At 40.0% G+C, this 19,488-nt stretch carries 16 protein-coding genes; 7 read left to right on the top strand and 9 right to left on the bottom strand.

Annotated elements, in window-relative coordinates; all coding sequences use genetic code 11:
- Window positions 1-4: 4 nt before the first annotated feature.
- Genes EGS47_RS18155 through EGS47_RS18165 form a run of 3 tightly spaced genes read right to left on the bottom strand, consistent with a single transcriptional unit; the run spans window position 5 to window position 3,955 of the window.
- Complete coding sequence (locus EGS47_RS18155; protein ID WP_005003468.1) at window positions 5-1,132, bottom strand: ABC transporter permease; 1,128 nt, start codon at window positions 1,130-1,132, stop codon at window positions 5-7.
- Window positions 1,132-2,943: an ATP-binding cassette domain-containing protein gene (locus EGS47_RS18160; protein ID WP_125269857.1), complete on the bottom strand. Its 1,812-nt coding sequence runs from the start codon at window positions 2,941-2,943 to the stop codon at window positions 1,132-1,134. The genes EGS47_RS18155 and EGS47_RS18160 overlap by 1 nt, the downstream gene beginning before the upstream one ends.
- A 10-nt stretch (window positions 2,944-2,953) precedes the next feature.
- Entirely contained in the window at window positions 2,954-3,955 is a 1,002-nt protein-coding gene (locus EGS47_RS18165; RefSeq protein WP_004990120.1) for a biotin/lipoyl-binding protein, read from the bottom strand.
- 112 nt (window positions 3,956-4,067) lie between these two features.
- On the opposite strand from EGS47_RS18165, the gene EGS47_RS18170 reads away from it, so the two are divergent.
- Window positions 4,068-4,703, top strand: a complete 636-nt coding sequence (locus EGS47_RS18170) for a TetR/AcrR family transcriptional regulator (RefSeq protein ID WP_004990122.1) — start codon at window positions 4,068-4,070, stop codon at window positions 4,701-4,703.
- A 47-nt stretch (window positions 4,704-4,750) separates the two neighbouring features.
- Here the strand turns inward: EGS47_RS18170 and EGS47_RS18175 are convergent, their stop codons facing one another.
- Window positions 4,751-5,677, bottom strand: a complete 927-nt coding sequence (locus tag EGS47_RS18175) for a LysR family transcriptional regulator (RefSeq protein ID WP_125269858.1) — start codon at window positions 5,675-5,677, stop codon at window positions 4,751-4,753.
- A gap of 143 nt (window positions 5,678-5,820) precedes the next feature.
- On the opposite strand from EGS47_RS18175, the gene EGS47_RS18180 reads away from it, so the two are divergent.
- From EGS47_RS18180 to EGS47_RS18190, 3 genes are all read left to right on the top strand, one after another.
- Window positions 5,821-6,876 carry an aromatic ring-hydroxylating oxygenase subunit alpha gene (locus EGS47_RS18180; protein ID WP_005003462.1) on the top strand — a complete coding sequence of 352 codons (1,056 nt, stop codon included), beginning with the start codon at window positions 5,821-5,823 and terminating at the stop codon, window positions 6,874-6,876.
- Window positions 6,877-7,071: 195 nt separating this feature from the next.
- Window positions 7,072-7,554, top strand: coding sequence for a transcription elongation factor GreB (gene greB / locus EGS47_RS18185; protein ID WP_005003461.1), 483 nt, complete (start codon window positions 7,072-7,074; stop codon window positions 7,552-7,554).
- A 434-nt stretch (window positions 7,555-7,988) separates the two neighbouring features.
- Entirely contained in the window at window positions 7,989-9,101 is a 1,113-nt protein-coding gene (locus tag EGS47_RS18190; RefSeq protein ID WP_004990131.1) for a transglycosylase SLT domain-containing protein, read from the top strand.
- Window positions 9,102-9,181: 80 nt separating this feature from the next.
- Here EGS47_RS18190 and EGS47_RS18195 read toward each other — a convergent pair whose 3' ends face one another.
- On the bottom strand, window positions 9,182-9,565 hold the full coding sequence (locus EGS47_RS18195) for an SCP2 sterol-binding domain-containing protein (RefSeq protein WP_004990135.1): 384 nt from the start codon (window positions 9,563-9,565) through the stop codon (window positions 9,182-9,184).
- 212 nt (window positions 9,566-9,777) lie between these two features.
- On the bottom strand, window positions 9,778-10,683 hold the full coding sequence (ttcA, locus tag EGS47_RS18200) for a tRNA 2-thiocytidine(32) synthetase TtcA (protein ID WP_004990137.1): 906 nt from the start codon (window positions 10,681-10,683) through the stop codon (window positions 9,778-9,780).
- A 504-nt stretch (window positions 10,684-11,187) separates the two neighbouring features.
- Between ttcA and EGS47_RS18205 the strand changes: the two genes are divergently transcribed.
- Together EGS47_RS18205 and htpX are read left to right on the top strand one after the other, a co-directional pair.
- Entirely contained in the window at window positions 11,188-12,048 is an 861-nt protein-coding gene (locus EGS47_RS18205) for a lytic transglycosylase domain-containing protein (RefSeq protein WP_119686967.1), read from the top strand.
- A gap of 149 nt (window positions 12,049-12,197) precedes the next feature.
- Complete coding sequence (gene htpX / locus EGS47_RS18210; RefSeq protein WP_004990141.1) at window positions 12,198-13,103, top strand: protease HtpX; 906 nt, start codon at window positions 12,198-12,200, stop codon at window positions 13,101-13,103.
- Between the two features lie 72 nt (window positions 13,104-13,175).
- On the opposite strand, the gene EGS47_RS18215 is transcribed toward htpX, so the two are convergent.
- The 3 genes from EGS47_RS18215 to EGS47_RS18225 all read right to left on the bottom strand — a co-directional run bounded on the left by EGS47_RS18215 (window position 13,176) and on the right by EGS47_RS18225 (window position 18,569).
- Window positions 13,176-13,715 carry a DUF4112 domain-containing protein gene (locus EGS47_RS18215; RefSeq protein WP_125269859.1) on the bottom strand — a complete coding sequence of 180 codons (540 nt, stop codon included), beginning with the start codon at window positions 13,713-13,715 and terminating at the stop codon, window positions 13,176-13,178.
- A 166-nt stretch (window positions 13,716-13,881) separates the two neighbouring features.
- Complete coding sequence (gene mgtE, locus EGS47_RS18220) at window positions 13,882-15,231, bottom strand: magnesium transporter (RefSeq protein WP_119686969.1); 1,350 nt, start codon at window positions 15,229-15,231, stop codon at window positions 13,882-13,884.
- A gap of 239 nt (window positions 15,232-15,470) precedes the next feature.
- Window positions 15,471-18,569 carry an efflux RND transporter permease subunit gene (locus tag EGS47_RS18225; RefSeq protein WP_119686970.1) on the bottom strand — a complete coding sequence of 1,033 codons (3,099 nt, stop codon included), beginning with the start codon at window positions 18,567-18,569 and terminating at the stop codon, window positions 15,471-15,473.
- Between the two features lie 384 nt (window positions 18,570-18,953).
- On the opposite strand from EGS47_RS18225, the gene EGS47_RS18230 reads away from it, so the two are divergent.
- On the top strand, window positions 18,954-19,331 hold the full coding sequence (locus EGS47_RS18230) for a diacylglycerol kinase (protein WP_005003455.1): 378 nt from the start codon (window positions 18,954-18,956) through the stop codon (window positions 19,329-19,331).
- The last annotated feature ends 157 nt before the right edge of the window (window positions 19,332-19,488 follow it).

Genomic DNA, 19,488 nt, shown 5'->3' on the forward strand with positions numbered 1-19,488 from the left:
GCTGTTACTCCAGACGTTTTTTGAGTGATCGACAGGATGCTGTCATTAAAATCACGACATACACCATCAAAATGCCACATTCTTTTAGCCAAAGTCCCCAGTCATCTCCGCCTAAAAATAGCGTTTTAATTAAAGACATAAAATGAGTCGCAGGCAAAATTTGGCTAATCGTTTGCACCAACCAAGGTAAATTTCGTGTATCAAAAACAAATCCCGATAACATCATTGCTGGCATAAAACTGACCAATAAAGCGATTTGACTAGCTTGAAACTGGCTGCTAGAAAAACCTGAAATCGTCAATCCCAATAACAATGAAACCAATAAATATAAAAATGAAGCACTCATAATCGAAAGTAATGAGCCACGAATGGGAACATCAAAAATCAAACTGGCAGCCAATAAACACATCACAATATCGATCATGCCAATCACGATATAAGGAATCAATTTGGATAAAACAATTTCCAATGGTCGAACTGGTGTCACAAATAAAGCTTCGAGCGTTCCCCGCTCTCGCTCCCTCGCGATTAATAATCCAGTGAGAAATGCACCAATCAAGGTCAATACCAATACCATTAATCCAGGAACTAAAAACCAAGTACTATTTGCTGACTCATTAAACCACATACGCTGTTCGACACTGATCAGGCCCAGCATTGAGCCCATATTATTTCGATCAGACTGAATGATTTGCGCTGTTTGCAATGCACCTGAAATATATCCCTGTAAAGCAGAGGCAATGGTGGTTGATCGACCATTAGTAATGACTTGTATGGTTGCAGTATTTTGTGCGCTTTGCTGTGCAAAATCAGAAGGTAAATTGACAATAGCATCTATTTCAGCGCGTCCCATCGCCTGTTCAGCTTGATAAAAACTGCTATAAGGCGTTGCGGTGATATAGGGCGTTCCATTTAAACCTGCAAGTAATTGCTGACTTTGAGGCGTAATATTTTGTGCGACCACGCCTACCCGGCCATTATTTAAGTCGAAAGATAAGCCATAACCAAATAATAGAATCAAAATTAGCGGTAAAATCAGACCAATTGCTAAACTACTTTTATCTCTGAGTAGTTGCTGGATTTCCTTACGCGTTAAAGCAGCCACACGTAAAATGGAAGCTGACCATTTCATCAGACCGGCTCCTGCTGATGGGCACGAGATTGCTCTACAATTGCAATAAACGCGCGATTCATATCACTACTACTGCCTGTGCCTGCTTGTCGACGAACTTGTTTTGGAGAACCCAAAGCCAGCATCTTGCCAGCATCCTGTATCGCAATACGGTCACAATATTCTGCTTCTTCCATAAAGTGCGTAGTAATAATAATCGTCATACCCTGATCAGCTAGTTTCCCAATGGTGTACCAAAAGGCTCGTCTGGCTAAAGGATCAATGCCACTTGTCGGTTCGTCCAGAAAGACAATTTCTGGTTGATGCAATAAAGCAGCTGCCATCGACAAGCGCTGTTTAAATCCATTGGGTAAATCACCACTTCTGGCTTGTGGCTGAAGTTCAAATTGTTGTAAGGCTTTTTCAATTTGTTGTTTGAGCTTATTGCCCGATAAACCATAAGCTCCACCAAAAAATTTTAAATTTTCCAGAACTGTTAAATTTCCATAGAGTGCGAATTTTTGGGAAACATAACCAATACGCGCCCGTGCTTTTGCTCGAGCATGACGCAAATTTAATCCAGCAACTTCAAGTGTCCCGCTTGTTGCAGGTAACAACCCGCATAGCATTCTAAATGTCGTGGTTTTACCCGCACCATTTGGGCCAAGCAAACCAAAAATTTCTCCTCGTTTGACATCAAAAGAGGTGCTAGCCACAGCGGTAAAATCCCCAAACTTTCGTACTAAATCTTTAACGACAATTACAGACTCAACTGGTACCTTAGCCACTTGCACATTAGCCACTTGAACATCCGTCATTTGCACCGTAGAAACCGAATCATGTGCGGACTGAAGCGTGGTAGGAGCATGTTGCTGTGCCTGATGTAAAAACCACATAAAAGCATCTTCAAGTTCAGGTTCTCGAGCTGAAACTACCGCGCCCTTTGGTAATTGTTCATCGGGTAATTTAGGATGATCAGGACGGGTAATAAATCGAACTTCATCTCCTTTAGGTACCGCGTCCGTAATATATGAATGATTGTCCAATAAATGGGCTTGTAGTTCTCGTGCTTTCATCTGCTCGGGCGGCTTGACCTGCCACGTTAGTCCTCGAACCTGCTCGCTTAAATACTGTGGCGTTCCTTGTTGCAGTATTTTCCCGTCATACATCACATAAACTTCAGCGCAGCGTTCGGCTTCATCCATATATGCGGTACTGATAATTACGCTTAAACTTTCTTCTTTCACTAGCTGTTCAATAATCAGCCATAAATCACGTCTGGACAAAGGATCAACCCCTACACTGGGTTCATCCAAAAGTAATAACTCGGGTGATCGGACCAAAGTACAAGCTAAACCCAGTTTTTGTTTCATACCACCAGATAGATTGCCCGCGGGTCTTTGGGTAAACTTACTAAGATCTGTAATCTCTAATAATCGAGCAAAACGTTGTTTGCGTATTTCAAGAGGAACGCCATGCAAATCTGCGTAGAGGTCTAAATTTTCCTGAACAGTTAAATCTTCATATAAACCAAATCGTTGTGGCATATAACTAATACGATTCTGTACGGCTTGCGGATTTTGGCAAATATCAATCCCTAGTACCTGTAAAGAACCTGAAGTGGGTTGATACAACCCCGCGATTAAACGCAAAAATGTGGTTTTCCCTGCACCATCTGGTCCGACCAAAGCAGTCAGTTGCCCTGATCTTATTTGTATATTTAAATCCTGAAGAGCACAAATATCAGGCATTTTTTTATTTTCTGCGCGAAAGACCTGTCGCAAATTTTGCGTAATCACCACATCAGATGTATGGTTTAGCAAGTCATTCATAAATAATTACTCACTGCGTCTTGGCAATTTTAACAGTCACAGGTTGACCCATTTTTAATTGGTCGTGAGGATCATTTACATAAACTCGAACCTCATAAACCAAAGTGGTTCGAATATCCTCGGTTTGCACTGTTTTTGGTGTAAATTCTGCTACAGAAGAGATGTAACCAATCTTGCCTGAAATCGGCTGGTTTGGTTGTGAATCACGAAAAATTTGCGCCTGATTTCCCATTTTAATTAAACCCAATTGCTGTTCATTGGCATAGACACGTACCCATTTAGGATCTGTGAGTGCCAGTGTATAAACGACTTTTTGAGCAGTGGTCATATCCCCTACTTCTTGTAATCTAGCGCGTACTACAGCATTGACTGGTGAACGTAATACACTTTGGCTTAATTGATATTCAATCAAATTCAGATTCGCCTGACTGACGTCAAATTGTGCTTTGGTGGCAGCCCGATCTTCAGCCCTTGCCCCTTTTTCTAACAAAACAAGATTGGCTTGTTGTTCTTTGACCGTGGCAGCAGCAGTCTTCTGGCTGGCTCTAGCAAAATCGAGTTCCTGCTGACTCATGGCTTGCCCTGCGGTACTATTACTCAATGACTGTAAACGCTGAACATCTTTAGTGGCTTTTTCAAGCTGTGCTTGTGCAGAAGCCAACTGTGCTTGAGCTTGGGTAATTTGTTCAGGTCGAGTGCCTACTTGCTGTGCAATAACGGCTTGTTTTTGTACATTCAATTGCGCTTGTGCTTGTTGTTTTTGTATATCAAGTGCATCGGTATTAAGCTCTGCCAATATTTGCCCTTGATGAACTTGATCACCTTCCTGAACATTTAAGCGCTGAATACGCCCCGCCTGTTCAAACGCCAATGACACTTGTCGAATATCAACATTGCCATACAAGGTCAACTCCTGTTCTGAAGATTTATCTTTATTCCAATACCAATAGGCTACAAATGCTAGGGCAATGATCAGAACGACCAATATAGTCAAAATGACACTTTTCTTCATGTGAGTCGCCTTGAATAAAATTATTAAAGTTTAAATTCAATTTAAATTTAAATTACCTCAACTTGACAAAAAAATATATACTTAAAAAGCAAAATTTGATTTAGGTTATCTTATGTCCAGATCTCGTCGCCGCGATGGTGATTTAACAAAAGCGAAAATTATTGAAGCAGCAGGTCATTTAATTGCGCAAGAAGGTTTAGCTCAAACCACCAATAAAGCAATTGCCCAACTGGCTCAGGTCGATCTTGCCGCAATTAATTATCATTTTGAAGGACGAGATGGCTTATATAAAGCAGTTTTGGTAGAAGCCCATCGACATTATATCGACGAACAGCAATTGGCGGAGTTAGTACAAAGCTCACTCTCTCCTACTCGAAAACTGGAAGTTTTTTTTGAAACACTCATTCAGAAATTGGTTGAAAAAGATCTTTGGCATAGTAAAGTTTTTATTCGTGAGTTATTTGCCCCTTCCCCTTATTTAGAACAATTCATGGCACATGATGGTGCCAGAAAATTTCATTATATTCGCCAAATTATCAGTCAGGTCTCAGGACTAGATGAAAACCATCCCTCAATTTTGCCTTGTGTGCTAAGTGTCGTTGCACCATGTATGATGCTGATTATTGCCAGCAACAATGTTCCAACACCGCTACAAAATATTTCTCAGATGGACTCACAGCAATTACTTCAACATCTCATGACGTTCTCTCTAGCTGGTTTGCAAGCCATTAAGCAAAATCAGCCATAAGTAACCGATATTTTTAATTCATGTGAAGCCTTTAGTAGGCTTACAAACTATTTTTGGTCGTTAACATGGACTTTTAATGTTTCCATCTTTCGACTCAATTGTTGTATCAAGATTTGAGAAATTCTGGAAAGTTGACGACGTTGCCCTGCACAAAGCGCCAGTGTTAAAGGCTGAATGCCCTTTTCATGAATCGGAACAAACACTAACTCTTTATTTGCAACCGCTGTGTAAACATCCAGATAACTTAAAATTGCAATGCCCATATTTCTTTTTAACATGGAAATCATAAGACGAATATCATTGGTCAGGGTTTGATGTATAGGCACGATATGCTGCTTTTTATACATAGCCATCACTCGCTCATGAATAATTAAAGGAGCATCTGCCATGATATGACGACTTTCAAAGGTATCCGCCAGTGTGAGTTTGGACTGGGTAGCAAGAGCATGATCTGGACTCATGACAAAACCGATTGGAATTTCAATGAAAGATAAAACCTCAAGTTGAGTATGAATGATAGGATCTAAAATCAAACCAAAATCGATTTCGGTGTTGATAATTTTTTGAATAATCACTTTACTTTCATGGGTATGAATATTGAAGCTAATCCACGGATATTGCTGCTGTAAATCGGCTAAGGATTCAATCACAAAGCCATCACTCAAAGCAGAAATCAATCCTAATTCGATAGAACCACGCTTTAGCCCCTGTATCTCATCAAAACGAATACGGGTTTGCTGAAATTCTTTTTTCCAACGTAATAAATCTGAATAAAGTAATTCGCCTGCGAGCGTTAGTTTTAAACCATTGGGCAAACGTTCAAAAAGTGCAATATCTAATTGTTCTTCAGCGAGCGTTATTTGGCGGTGCACTGCTGACACAGAAATAAAAAGCTGTTCTGCCGCTTTGTGTAAATTTTCGGTTTCAGCCACCACCAAAAAGTACTCAGCAAAGCGTGAAAATGGAACGTTCATCAATGTCATGGCCTAGCAAATGCATCACGTTTAAGATCATTCTGTTTTTTAGAACAGTTTATACAAATCATTCTAATAGATAATATACAGCATCTATTCAATACTGCATCCAATCTCAGCAAAATTATCTACAAGGTGCAGCCATGAATGCCATCCCAGTGATCAATTTAATCAATAAACCGTGCAATAGCCAATTCGAAGATCGGGATTGGGAAATTCTTTCTCAACATTGGTATCCAGTGGCTCGCATTGAAGATGTTTCAACTCAACCGCAACAAGTGACATTGTTAGATGTCAAAATGGCATTGTATAAAACTGAATCTGGCGACATTCATCTGGTACGGGATATTTGCCCACATCGTGGTGTTCCTTTAACAAAAGGATGGGTGGAAGGTGAAGAAATTGTATGTCCTTATCATGGTTTACGCTATAACGCAGCAGGCAAATGTACAAAAATACCTGCACAGCCAGAGCTCACCAAGATTTCAGATCGATTTCGTCTAAGCAAATTTCCTGTTGTGCAAAAATATGGGCTGATCTGGACCAGCATCCAAAACCACGATGTCGAATCTGCTCATTTCCCAGTGCTTGATACATGGGAAGATCCAGCTCATCAAGCCATTTTACCACCTTATGTAGATATCGCAGGTTCGAGTGGTCGTCAGCTTGAAGGATTTATTGATGTGGCACATTTTGCATGGGTACATCACGAAGCTTTTGCGAGCCGTGAAAATCCTGTCGTTCCTAAATATTCAACTATCAAAACAGATTATGGCCTCCAAACAGAATATGTCAGCGATGTAAGTAACTACCCGCACGGTTTGCAGCATTTAGCTCCTGAAGGTTTTTTATGGAAACGTGTGTTTGATGTTTATCCACCATTTTCGGCCATATTAACTGTTCATTTTCCTCATGATGGGATCCTCAAGATTTTAAATGCTTGCTGTCCAATCTCTCATAATAAAACTCGTTTATTTGTACCACTCACTCGTAATTTTGACACAACAGGTGATTTACAAGCTGTGTACGACTTTAATGCACAAATTTTTGCAGAGGATCAAGACATGGTGGAAGCACAAAAGCCTGAAGAATTACCGCTTGATTTGATGATGGAAGCACATTTTGAAGCCGATCGCTCTTCAACGATGTATCGTCGTATCTTGGCGGACTTAGGCTTGAGTAAACGCTATACAGTATGATGTATAGCTCAGGCTTTAACTCGACAGCCTATGCTTAAGATACCTCGGGTTGTGATCATTCCATTATTCAAAGTGCTGAAAACATAAAAAACTTGTCAAAACTTTACAATGCAGTTTTAACTTGTTGGAGATAAAAATGACCACCAGTTTGCGGACTGGTACAATCAGTTACTTTTTTTAAATATGGAGGGGTGGATGAACCGAAAATTATTAACAGCGGAAGGCTATCAACGTTTGCAAGATGAGTTAAATCATCTGGTACGTAAAGAACGACCTGAAATTACTAGTATTGTGTCTTGGGCAGCCAGTCTCGGCGATCGCTCTGAAAACGCAGACTACCACTATAATAAAAGAAAATTAAGAGAAATTGATCGTCGAATCAGATACTTGACCAAACTTTTTGAGATTGCACACAAAGTTGAATATAGTCCCGAACAAGACGGTAAAGCATATTTTGGTGCATGGGTGGCGTTAGAAAATGATGACGGAGAAACCATTCAGTTTCGTATTGTCGGCGATGAAGAAATTTATGGTCGCAAAGATTACATTTCCCTCCAGTCACCTATGGCAAAAGCGTGTTTAGGAAAAAGCATCGATGATGAAGTACAGGTCTTAACCCCTTCTGGCAAGAAAAACTGGTATATCATTGGGATCAGTTACTCAGATCCATCTGCATGAATCTCATACCAGCCCTTTAAAAAAAGCCAACTGGTTTGGTTTTGCGCCGACGATGCTCTTTAAGTGAAATTTCATGATCTCCACCAACTAAAACACAACATTGTCTTTACAAGAATTAGCATTTTATCCGTGATTTCAACATGTAGAAATTATATAAATACATCTCTTTTTTAAATCATTAACTTAGCAATTGGTCGGTATGTTTTTTATGCAGAATATTTGACATTTAGATTCAAGGTGATTATTATTCGCCCTGACTTACATTTGGTCATTTTTTAAACTATGTAGTATTTCTACATAGTGTCAGTTTTTCTATAGTCATTTTTTGAATGACGTCATGACTGCCCACCCCTCTTGGATTTACCAACTTGTTGAAAATCTGGAAGCATTTTGTCTGGATTTTTAGGGCGTAAATTATCTGTAGCGGAGACAACATGCACAGTAGTTCAACCACTGGATCGAGGCTTGGCCTAAATTCACTATTTCCGTCCATCCCATTTAGAGCCTTAGCGCTAAGCACCGCCCTCATTCCTTTTCATAGTATTAATGCGGGGAAAACACATCAATATAATGATGTCGTAAATAGCAGTACACTCACCGTTGTCGCAGTTGAATCTCCCACGACTGTGTTCAAAGAAGGTCAGTTTTTACATGGTTTTGGTTATGACCTTACCAGACAGTATGCAAAAAGTTTAAATGTTAAGCTGAATTTTAAAACTGTGAAAGACAATGCGACCGCCTTAAATATGGTTGCACAAGGCAAAGCAAACTTTGCCATGACTACTGCAACTTTTAAAACGGTCGAAAATAAGCATTTGATTTCATTTTCAGCCAGTTGCGGTGACGACGCCAATTTGGCCAAAAATGGTCTAAATACTCAATTGAATTGGGTATTTAAATATGCCGACGATCCACTTTCACAAACAGCCAGTGGATTTATTTGTCAAAGCAAACAAAACGGTATTACTGGCCAATTAGCGTCATTTTATAATCGCAACGTGGTCACGCCTGAATCATGGCCCACCATTAAACGTGATTTAGATAATCGCTTACCGATCTATAAGGCAAGTTTCAAGAAAACTGCTGAAAAGTATGATTTGGATTGGCAACTACTGGCTGCAATTGGTTATCAGGAATCGTATCTGAAACCTAATTCAGTTTCACCTACAGGTGTCCGTGGGCTGATGATGCTCACCAACAATACCGCACGGGCGATGGGTGTAACCGATCGTGTTGATCCAGCACAAAGTATTCAAGGTGGCGCTAAATATTATGATCTGATGCTCAGTCAATATCAGGATATCCCCTACCCAGACCGTAACTGGTATGCCTTAGTGGCTTATAACATGGGGCCAGGTGCCGTTAGTCAGATCCAGAAGCGTTTACAAAACCAAGGTAAAAACCCAAATAACTGGGTCGTTTTTTATGATTATTTAAATCGTAATAAAGCCAGTAATGGTCGTTATCGTCAGGCTGTACAGTATGTCACTCGCATTCGAGCCTATGTAGAGCACATTAAAACCAGTGAACGCTGGATTGATGTTTAATATTTGGATTTATCTTAAAGTCTGTTGCTGTTTAGAAAAAAGCTTAGTCCAGACGGACTAAGCTTTTTTATACCGCACTATTATGCTGTTTGTTCAAGCACTTTTTTGAACAAAGTTTTTTGTTCCTGACTCGGTTTAGCAGTCTGTAATGCCATCAATTGAGACATATCACCCTGTACTTTAATTTTACCCGTCATAAATGCCTGCATAGCCGCAGCCATATCAAACTCTAGAAACACTTTACGAAGAGTTTCAGCATCCATATTCAACGTTGTTTTTGCATTTGATGACAAACCCTTTTGAATTTTTCCGCCATCTAAAGCTAATTCGGTGTTGCCAGTAGAATCGGTAACAACAAGATTAATTGCCAAATTCGCCAATGCTGGTGGTAAATTTAAGTCACCTGCCTCAGCAGTTAATTGGTCGACAGTAGAAAACCAGTCATCAGTTAAAAATGCAGGCATGTTTTTTCCTCAAATATATTTGTTCAATTCCTTGTGTTGACTAAATCAAGCATAGACAACATCATTTTGAAGCAATTTGCTTGTGCATTGTTATAGCACGTTCTTTTTATTTTGAGCTAACCTTTTTTGTACGCACCATTCATTTCTGATTATTTTCAAACTCATTGAGTAAAAAAAATGCTAACTTATAAGTAAGTTAGCATTTAAATGGCTTATTCAGCGGCAAAACTAAGATTAACAACATCCAGTTTTTTCTTGATTTCTTCAGGGTCTTTAAAATCCAATTCACGTTGTGAATCAAGTACTTCAAAATCAAACAATTCACGATCTGCCAATTGTGATGGTGAGACATTTTGCAAAGCACCAAAGATACTGTGTAGGCGTTTTGGGTACTGTTTGTCCCATTCACGTAACATGTCGTTCAACATGGCACGTTGCAGGTTTTCCTGAGAACCGCACAAATTACATGGGATAATTGGGAACTGACGCATTTCGGCATATTTGATGATGTCTTTTTCTTCAACATACGCCAAAGGACGAATCAAAATATTCTTTTTATCTGAAGATAAAAGTTTGGGTGGCATCGCCTTCAGACTACCGCCATGAAACAGGTTTAAAAAGAAAGTCGCAATAATATCATCACGATGATGTCCAAGCGCAACTTTGGTCGCCCCTATTTCCTGAGCAAAACCATAAAGCGAACCACGACGTAACCGTGAGCAAACGGCACAATACGTTTTACCCTCAGGGGTTAAACGCTTGGTAATGGTATAGGTGTCTTTTTCCAAAATGTAATAGGGAATATGATTTTCTTCCATATAACGTGGCAAAACATCTTCTGGAAAACCCGGCTGTTTCTGGTCCAAATTTACTGCAACGATATCAAAATTAATCGGCGCGATACGTTTAAACTGCAATAAAATATCCAGCAAAGTGTAGCTGTCTTTGCCACCAGACACACACACCATGACTTTATCGCCATCCTCAATCATCTTAAAGTCACGAATCGCATGACCCACCTGACGGCGAAGTTTTTTGAGCAAACGATAATATGCTGAACTGGTTGGCAGCTCAGGTTTAAAATTAAATCCCTGATCGGACTCAACTGGCGAGTACATAGACACACGTTACCATAAGAAAAATACCGCATAATTTTATCCGATTCATCCATGAAGCGCACCTAAAGAATTTTAATTTCTCAGCTTTGTCATTTTTAAGATTTATACTGGTGAGCTTTAAAGAAAAAATTAAGCCTGATTGAGTAAGATTTGGTCAAGATGCTTATATTTTGGACTTTTCCACAGTTTTCCACAAAACCTGTGGATAAAATTGTGGATTTCTTTAGGCTTGACAAAGTATTGTGATGTGAAAATAAGGCTTTTGTTTAAATTGATCATTTTTTAATCAATTATTTTTATTTATATTTTTCAACATTTTAAACATGTCAAGCAGACTTTTCTAAAATATTTTTTAATTTTTTTTTGATGAAGATTCAGACAAAAAAACTTGATTTTATTTGTCAAACAGCTTTAAAAAAACTAACATCAAATCTAGCCAATTTACTTTTTTTGTTAAACTAAATTACGTGACGTTACACATTTTGATACAGTGAATAATATACAATGAAAAAGAGTGTGCATTTTTCTTTACATTTTATTTTGGGGGCAGTCGTTACCAGTATAATGACTGTAGCTACGCATGCTGGACAAATTTACATTTATAAGGATCGAGAGGGCGGCACCTTACTGACCAATCGAAAAAGTTCGGATCGCTCACTGACAAAAATTAAAGCCACGTATTATCCAGATAGTAATATTCATTCTTATCGCAACTGGGGCAGCTCTGAAGCCGCCGTTTTACCAAGCTATAGTAAAAATAAGAATGCATTTGATCAAATTATTCGTCAGGCGGCTCAACAGCATGGTATTTCTGAAGGTTTGATTAAAGCCGTCATGCATACTGAATCTGGCTTTAATACCAATGCCCGCTCGCCTGTAGGTGCACAAGGTTTAATGCAACTGATGCCTGCGACAGCAAAGCGTTTTAATGTGTCTAATGTTTATGATCCCTACGAAAATATTTTTGGCGGCGCCAAATATTTAAGCTGGTTGCTGAAACGCTTTAATGGTAATACTCAACTCGCATTGGCTGCGTATAATGCAGGCGAAGGTAATGTCGATAAATATGGTGGCATTCCCCCTTTTCGTGAAACACAAGACTATGTGCACCGTGTGACCAGTCGCTTTAACAATCTTTACGCCTCAGGGGTGAGTAATAGTTCGACGACCACTCCAGCGCCTCAAATTATCGCCCAGTCTGCCAATTATAATAGCTCAGCGACAGCCGCTAATCCACGTACCGACAACCCAACTAAATATAGTCGTCAGGTTATTTCTGTGTCGAATAACAGTTTTACTGATGCTCCAGGCACCTATGTGACTGATAATGCGACAGCATCTGCCAGAATTCATATTTCAAATTAGAGAGTTAGATCGCATACAATAGTTAACTTAAAAATTCCTTAAATAAAATAATAGGTCTTGAATTTTTAAGAAAAGCCCCTCATATTTAGCCTAATGATTTTAGGATCATGCTGTATTTTATTTTAATACCCTAAAAGAGGATTTACTCAATGATGCGGATTGGTTTGTTTTTGCTAACCAACCTCGCGGTACTGGTTGTAGCTGGCATTATTTTGTCACTCTTCGGTGTCGGTAGTTACCATGGCGCGGGTGGCTTAAATCTAGGCAACCTCTTGGTCATCTGTTTTGTGTTTGGTATGGTTGGCTCTCTCGTTTCACTGTTCATGTCTAAATGGATGGCGAAAAAAACCACAGGCACAGAATTGATCGATCCGAATGCTCCACGTAATCAGGCGGAAGCATGGTTATTGCAAACGGTTGCAGAACTTTCGCAACGTGCAGGCATTCAAATGCCCGAAGTGGGAATTTTCCCCTCTTACCAGTCCAATGCATTTGCAACCGGCTGGAACAAAAACGATGCGCTTGTATCTGTGTCAAGTGGTCTGCTTGAGCGGATGAATAAAGACGAATTACGTGCAGTACTGGCACATGAGATTGGTCACGTTGCCAATGGTGATATGGTGACACTTGCTCTGATTCAAGGTGTCGTCAACGCCTTCGTGATGTTCTTTGCTCGCGTGATTGGTGATTTTATCGATCGTAACGTATTTGGTCGTCAAGATGGCGAAGCGCCGGGTATGGGTTATTTTGTCGTGACCATTGTACTGGACATCGTGTTTGGTATTTTGGCTTCAACGATTGTGCTATGGTTTTCACGCCAACGCGAATACCGTGCCGATGAAGCAGGTGCACGTTTAGCAGGTAAACAAGCCATGATCTCTGCGTTGTTACGCCTACAAGCTGAATCTGAACTGCCTGATCAAATGCCAAAAGAAATGAAAGCATTTGCGATTGCTGAAGGTAAAGAACAAGGCTTTAGTTTAGCCGCATTGTTTCATACTCATCCGAGCATTGAACAACGTGTTGCTGCGTTACAACAATTAAATTGTCCATAAATTAATGAAACAATGAAAAGAGAAATGCCAGTCCTGATTGACTGGCATTTTTTATTGATGGGATCACAATCACTAACGACCTTGATACAGTGACCAAAGATAATGCGTTCCCATCCACAGACCCGCAACTAAGAATATTAGAAAAATCAGCCCAATCAAATCTGGTAAGTGCAACCAAATCCAGCTCACCACAGGATTTCGCCAAAATGCAGACTGTTGCTGTTTTCTTTCCAGCGCTTCATGCAGATACGGGTGTATCACATGTGATTGACTTTGAATCTGGTATTCTTCACGAATATGTTCATGTACGATATCCAGCGCCTTACGACTCGGGCGAATAAAAATATCAAATAATGTTCCTGCGACTGGAATACAGCCTACCACCGCATCCATCGCAGCCAGCTTTATTACTGGATTCAACTTATGTTGCGGTACGCCAATTTGCTTGGCTTTGTAAATGGCATAACAAGTCAACGCAAATCCTGCTGCATCGCCTGCAAAAGGAATTGTACTTAAGGCGGCATCTGCTCCTACGCCTTGCTTGGTAAAAGGAATACGCACCACGCTATCCATCATATTGGCGAACTTGGCCAAATCGCGCTCAAGCTTAATGACTTCGTGTTCTGTTAATTTTTTTGTTCCGTCATAAAAACTCTAAATCAAATGGATTGAAGTAGTTTAATGCATTCCAGTATTTTTGTTCTGACTTTCATCAAGAGTCTGGTGATCTTTCACAGATATTGCAACTAGGAATGAAATGTCATTAGATCCTAATTCTCTAGATGTTCACTTGATTCAACAACTGAGCAGCAATAAATAAATAAATGATCACTCCTGTTGCATCACAAATCGAAGTGACCAATGGAGCTGATGCACTAGCAGGGTCTAAACCGAGTTTATCTAAAATAAAAGGCAAACTCATTCCAATGATACTACCAATCAAGACAATGCCGATCATGCTTAAAATGAGCACTAATGCGACCATCGCATCGCCACGAATATAGCCTAATATTGCGACTGCAATCGCCATGGTAATTCCTAATCCTAAGGCGACCAGACATTCTCGACCAAGCAATTTAAACCAGTCTTTCATGACCACGTCACCCGTGGCTAAAGCTCTAACCATCAAAGTTGCCGATTGCGAGCCTGCGTTCCCTCCACTTCCAACCAGTAATGGCAAGAAAAAAACCAATACAATATTAGATTGAATCACCGATTCAAAATGTGAAATCCCTAAACCTGATAACAAACTGCCAAAGACCAGGATCACCAGCCAAAATACTCTTTTACGATAAAGTAAGAAAAGCGATGCTTCCTTGATATTTAAACTGGGGGCTGAAGCCTCTACCCCACCCACTTTTAAAAAGTCCTCACTGGCTTCTTCACTGGCGACATCCATAGCATCGTCATAAGTTACAATACCCAACAAAGTCCCTTGATGGTCAATTACTGGAAGTGCAATTAAGTCATAATGCGCGATTTTCTTAGCAACTTCATCTTGATCATCATCCACATAGGCACTAATCACATCAGTATTCATTAACTCTCGAATCAACTGTTGTAAGGGCGCTAAAACGAGTTCATGCAATGAAACAACCCCGATCAGATGACGTTTTTCATCAATAATATAAGATTCATAAATGGTTTCTGCATCAGGTGCCTGTAACCTGATCGTCTGCATCGCCTCAGCAACAGTCATGTCCTGATTTAGTGTGACATATTCTGAGCTCATGATTGCGCCAGCGGTTTCCTCCTGATAAGTCGAAAGACGGCGTATATCTTCGCGTTGTGCTTGAGCCAACGCGGGTAGCAAAGCTTGTTGTTCTTGAGAATCCAGACGTTTGAATAAATCGGTGCGCTTATCTGAGGGCATTTCAGATACGATTTCAGCTAAACTCGCTCGTGAAAACTCATGTACCAACTTAGCTTGATAAGCAGGATCAATTTTGGCAAAGATTTTCGCACGGCGCGGCAAGTGTTCTAAAAGCTGACAACTGAATTGTGCTGGCATGTGTTCTAACACTTCGGCAATATCTGCCTTTTTCATGCCCGCAACCAGTGTAATAGCTCGCTCAATATCAAATTGAGTCATCGCTTCGTAGACTTGAGACAAAAGCGCAGCATTCATGATCGACCCTCAAAAACTGAAGCAGTGCTTCAAACTTCATCTGTTTATGCTTATAAAGTATGCGTAGACACGAATAAAAATTAGACTATTCTGTCTGGCTTAATTTCATTTTTTACCTGAATTAATCGATCGAATACATATCAAAAAGGTAACGATGACTTGAACGGCTATCAAATTTTCAATCAAGATTCAGCCGTTCAATTTTTGGTTTTGTTTTTCATCAGATAATCTTTTTGATTTCATCGTTTAGCTGGCTGGTATTTAAACATAGAGCGAATCACGACATACATCAATGGAATGAATAGAAGAACCAGAATCGTGCCGAATAACACCCCACCAAAAACACTATAACCAATGGCTTGACGACTGAGCGCACCTGCGCCCGTAGAAAACATCAACGGGACTACACCTGCACCAAAAGCCAGTGAAGTCATGAGAATAGGACGTAAGCGCAAACCCGCAGATTTTAAGGCAGCATCAATTGCACTGGCACCCTGCTCTTGCAAGTTCGCCGCAAATTCGACCATCAAAATCGCATTTTTACAAGACAAGCCAATCGTGGTCAGTAAAGCAATTTGAAAATAAATATCATTGGCAAAGTTAAACCAATAACTAAACAAAATTGTTCCACCAATGCCTAATGGAATCGCCATCATTACCACGGTTGGAATCGACCAACTTTCATAGAGTGCAGCCAAGCATAAAAAGATAAATGCAATCGAAATAATATATAGCCAGATCGCCTGATGACTCGATTGTAATTCTTGATATGAAAGCCCACTCCATGCCAAACCGATATCTGGCATATCAGCAACCATTTGGCTGATCTGCTGCATCGCCTGACCTGTACTGGAACCATTAGCGGCATCGGCTTCCAGTTCAATCGCAGGATACCCCATAAACCGCTCCAACAAAGGCGGTGCACCTTGCCATTGCACAGCACTAAACTGATTAAACGGGATCATTTGACCTTTGGTATTTTTGACAAACCAGTAACTTAAATCTTCAGGTTTAGAACGATACGGTGCATCACCTTGCAAATAAACCCGTTTGATACGACCACGATCAATAAAATCATTGATATAGGTTCCACTCCACGCAGTCGATAAAGTTCGATTGATATCATTGACATTGACACCATTTGCCATCGCAATCCGATGATCAATTTTAATGTTTAATACCGCCTGATCATCATTACCTTTTTTATCAAGATTGCTGACTTGCTGACTCTTTGCACTTTGCTGTTGCAGATTTTGAAAACTAGCAATCAGTTTGTCACGACCCAAACCTTTGACATCCTGTATCCAGAAATCCACTTTATCTGAATTCCCCAAACCACGAATCACTGACGGCATTAAGACATTAATTCGTGCCTGATTATTTTTTGAAAAATATTTCGAAGCTCTGGCACGAATTTGTTGTGCGCTATTTTGATTACCCTTACGATCATCCCAATGTTTCAGAGAAACATAGGCTTGCCCTAGATTTTGCCCTGTTCCTGAGAAATTACGGCCATTAATCACCATAATGCCATTGGTATTGTTCTTTTCAGTGGTCTGAAAATAATCAGAGATTTGTTTACCAACCTCTTCAGTTTTACTCAATGGCGTCCCTTCAGGTAAAGTGAATTGAACCATTAAGGCACCTTGATCTTCCTGCGGCAGGAAGCTCGTCGGCAATGCCCGATAAATTAAAACAAAGCTGACAATCAAGAGGATAAAAGCAGCACCAGAAATATATTTAAAATCAATGGATTTTTTAGAAAGTGTTAAATAATGGCTTTTAAGTTTATCTAGACTGCGATTAAACCACTGCGCCCATCGGAACTGCTTGTTTTGAGGTTTGAGAAGTACAGCACATAAAGCAGGCGTTAAGATCAAAGCGACCATTAAAGACAGTGCCATCGCTGCGACAAGGGTAATCGAAAATTGTCGATAAATAATCCCTGTCGCGCCACTAAAAAATGACATCGGAATAAAAACCGCGGTGAGTACCAAAGTAATCCCCACCAAAGCACCACCAATTTCCTGCATGGACTGAATACTGGCTTGTCTGGCATCGACCTGTTGCTCATGCATAATCCGTTCGACATTTTCAACCACCACGATGGCATCGTCGACCAATAAACCAATTGCGAGTACCATAGCAAATAAGGTCAAAGTATTAATACTCATCCCCAAAACGGACAAAATCGCAAATGTCCCTAATATCACCACAGGGACGGTGATGGCTGGAATTAAGGTGGCGCGCCAATTTTGTAAAAACAAAAACATGACCAAGACCACCAATACGATGGCTTCTACCAATGTTGAAACGACTTGGGAAATAGACTCTTTGACAAACGGTGTATCATCACGTGGATAAATCACAAAATAACCGTCTGGTAAATTTTTCTTGAGAGTTTCGACTTCGGCATACACCGCTTTTGCGGTTTGCATCAGATTTGCACCTACTGCAAGAGAAATCGATAATCCTGAACCTGGATAACCATTGAGTCGGTTAAACACCTGATAGTTTTCAGCACCGACCTCGACCCTTGCTACATCTTTAAGATAAACAAAACTGCCATTTTGATTGGCTTTGATAATAATATTTTCAAATTGTTCTGGCGTTTGCAGCAGTGAACCCGATGTCACTTTGGCATTCAGATATTGATCATTACCAGCTGGTAATTCACCAATTGCCCCTGCCGCAACTTGGGTATTTTGATTTTCAATTGCAGTACGGACATCACTGACCATAAGTTGATATTGTCTAAGCTTGGTTGGATCTAGCCAGATCCGCATCGCGTATTGCGAACCAAAAACATTAACTTCACCGACACCTTCGATACGGCTTAGATTCAGCTCAAAGTTATTGCTTAAATAATCAGAAATATCAATATTGCTTGAGCGACCAGAACGGTCACCCAATCCAATCACCATAAATGAATCACTTAAGGATTTACGAACCGTAATCCCCTGACGCTGTACATCATCTGGAAGACGATTAATCGCACCATTCACGGCATTTTGCACCTGAACCTGTGCTTCATCAGGATCTGTCCCTTGCGCAAAATACAGACTGATGCGACTGCTACCATTGGCATCACTACTGGAACTAAAATACAGTAAATGATCAATTCCCTTGATCTGTTGCTCCAAGACTTGAGTCACGCTATCTTCAACAGCCTGTGCATCGGCACCGCTATAGCTTGCAGAAACCGTAATCCGTGGTGGCGCAATATCTGGATAACGCTCAACAGGCAAATTTAAAACTGAAAACAAACCCACCGCCATGACAATAATGGCAAGTACACAAGCAAAAATGGGACGATCAATAAAAAATCTGGAGAGCATGAGCGCTTTACTTCCAATGTAAGGGAGCGAAATGTCAAATAAAAATGTTCAGTTGCAACGATGATCAACTTGAATAATCTATTGATAATCAATGAGTCTTTATTTAAATACAAGTATTTTTAATATAAATTTTCAGAGCAGAAAAAAAACGGATAAATCATGGAGATTATGTATAAAGACTGCGATTTTAAGGGCTTTTCTTCATCAAAAAAACATCAAAACGTCATCACCCTGTCAAATTATATCGGCATGCTACCCAATCAACCTTTTTTAAATCAGGTTGTTGAAGATCGATAACAATCATCAAAAATTTCTACATTCCTCATATAGTCTTAAGTAAAATTCTTCAAACTTCAAAGCATCATTTGATAACGGTAAATGTCCATGAAAACCACCTCTCCTTCTCCATACAAGGGTCAAAACGGCATCAAGCGCATTCTCAATGCGACAAGCTATTCCATCTCGGGTTTTAAAGCTGCATTTAAACTCGAAGCCGCATTTAGACAAATTATCTTGCTGAATATTGTGTTATTGGTGGTGAATTTCAGTCTGGATTTCAGCCCAGTTGAACGGATTTTACTGATTGGCGTTGGTTTCATTGCCATTATTGTTGAATTATTTAATTCTGCGATTGAAGCTGTGGTGGATCGAATTTCACTTGAAAAACATGAACTGTCTAAAAATGCCAAAGATATGGGCAGCGCTGCTCAATTTGTTGCCTTAAGCCTGATCGCAATCACTTGGTTGATTGTTTTATGGTGATAAAAATAATATCTCTAATTTTATGATGGGCAAGGCAAAAAAATCAAAGATGCTTATACCTATTTAAGTAAGATATAAACATCCCAATATCAAAGCCATATTTTACAAAGTTTAGCAAGGAAAAAAGTAAATAAGGAGACCCTAAACTTTTAGCCAA

This window comes from Acinetobacter sp. FDAARGOS_515, from assembly GCF_003938865.1.
Lineage (GTDB): Bacteria > Pseudomonadota > Gammaproteobacteria > Pseudomonadales > Moraxellaceae > Acinetobacter > Acinetobacter ursingii.

Bases quoted from the DNA above. Each gene is read 5' to 3' on its own strand.
- EGS47_RS18155 (WP_005003468.1), bottom strand. From the start codon at position 1,132: ATGAAATGGTCAGCTTCCATTTTACGTGTGGCTGCTTTAACGCGTAAG.
- EGS47_RS18160 (WP_125269857.1), bottom strand. From the start codon at position 2,943: ATGAATGACTTGCTAAACCATACATCTGATGTGGTGATTACGCAAAAT.
- EGS47_RS18165 (WP_004990120.1), bottom strand. From the start codon at position 3,955: ATGAAGAAAAGTGTCATTTTGACTATATTGGTCGTTCTGATCATTGCC.
- EGS47_RS18170 (WP_004990122.1), top strand. From the start codon at position 4,068: ATGTCCAGATCTCGTCGCCGCGATGGTGATTTAACAAAAGCGAAAATT.
- EGS47_RS18175 (WP_125269858.1), bottom strand. From the start codon at position 5,677: ATGAACGTTCCATTTTCACGCTTTGCTGAGTACTTTTTGGTGGTGGCT.
- EGS47_RS18180 (WP_005003462.1), top strand. From the start codon at position 5,821: ATGAATGCCATCCCAGTGATCAATTTAATCAATAAACCGTGCAATAGC.
- greB (WP_005003461.1), top strand. From the start codon at position 7,072: ATGAACCGAAAATTATTAACAGCGGAAGGCTATCAACGTTTGCAAGAT.
- EGS47_RS18190 (WP_004990131.1), top strand. From the start codon at position 7,989: ATGCACAGTAGTTCAACCACTGGATCGAGGCTTGGCCTAAATTCACTA.
- EGS47_RS18195 (WP_004990135.1), bottom strand. From the start codon at position 9,565: ATGCCTGCATTTTTAACTGATGACTGGTTTTCTACTGTCGACCAATTA.
- ttcA (WP_004990137.1), bottom strand. From the start codon at position 10,683: ATGTACTCGCCAGTTGAGTCCGATCAGGGATTTAATTTTAAACCTGAG.
- EGS47_RS18205 (WP_119686967.1), top strand. From the start codon at position 11,188: ATGAAAAAGAGTGTGCATTTTTCTTTACATTTTATTTTGGGGGCAGTC.
- htpX (WP_004990141.1), top strand. From the start codon at position 12,198: ATGATGCGGATTGGTTTGTTTTTGCTAACCAACCTCGCGGTACTGGTT.
- mgtE (WP_119686969.1), bottom strand. From the start codon at position 15,231: ATGAATGCTGCGCTTTTGTCTCAAGTCTACGAAGCGATGACTCAATTT.
- EGS47_RS18225 (WP_119686970.1), bottom strand. From the start codon at position 18,569: ATGCTCTCCAGATTTTTTATTGATCGTCCCATTTTTGCTTGTGTACTT.
- EGS47_RS18230 (WP_005003455.1), top strand. From the start codon at position 18,954: ATGAAAACCACCTCTCCTTCTCCATACAAGGGTCAAAACGGCATCAAG.